General features: G+C 29.2%; 1 pseudogene. It reads right to left on the bottom strand.

The window, feature by feature from the left end:
- Positions 1 to 1,020: pseudogene (locus GQX97_RS12425) on the bottom strand (ABC transporter); the annotation flags it as partial.

The following is a 1,020-nucleotide window of genomic DNA, read 5'->3' as shown; positions in this document are numbered from 1 at the left end:
AATAAATTAGCAAATGATGAAATAGTATTAGCTTCAAATATATACTGATTGCCGTAAATATAATCCATAGTTAAGAATATATTAGCTTCATTTGTAGTTTTATTATCTAATATTGTATTTGCAACTGTGAGTATTTGATTTGTATTTGTCATTAGAGTRAGTAAGTTTGTTACTTTATCTAAAGGAGTTTTAGCATATATCAAATCATAAAGCACTGCTATTTCTAATATTTTATTTTTATTTGTGCCTGTAGTTCTCTGTGCTATATAATTTACGTATCTTACATTATTTTCTACAGTTTCGCCTGATTTTAAGAATCTTGATAATGTGCGAGGAGTAMAGTATTCATCTATTAAATGATAATTTTCATTTGTGTATAGATACATAAAATGCAAAGCTCTTCTAGCACCCTTAACAGCCCCTTCATCTCCAAGTCTTCTATAAACAGGAAGCATTGCCTTCATAAAGTAGTATGCATTAGAATCGCTTATATTACTGTAGGAGGAAGCAAAATATTTATATCCGTCTTCAGAGAGATTGTATGCAGTGTTGGTGTCTTTTGCATTATATCTATCTTCTATAAAATAAGCATAATTGTCCATAACCTCATTAGGAGAYTGTGAATAGCTTATAATATTAGAAATCATGCTAACAGAAGGTGTTTTTTTGTATGATGCAAGCAGACGGCTTTTGAAATTATAAGTTTCATTTGAAAGAGTTGTCATGCTRTTATCTGGCTTTCCGTATACTGTAAATAGATTGTTGTCATAGCCTTTCATGCTCTCTTCCAAAGAATTGCTTACAAGACTTTGGAAATAATTAGTATAAAACATTATTCTTGAATATGTATTAGAATTRCCTACTACTAATGCTATATTATTAACTTCTTTTAATACTTCTTTATTTTCATCAAAAGTTTTCTTGTCTGCATAAAGGATATAGAAATTCTTTTTCATTAAGTTTGATATATCAGAAGCCTTAGCATCTGTGATATCTACAACCAAAGGCACATAGGCATTA

Origin of the sequence: Brachyspira sp. SAP_772, from assembly GCF_009755885.1 — a bacterium.
Classification (GTDB): Bacteria; Spirochaetota; Brachyspiria; order Brachyspirales; family Brachyspiraceae; genus Brachyspira.
Note: the sequence above shows the minus strand (reverse complement) of the source record. Positions and strands in the feature narration are given on the sequence as shown.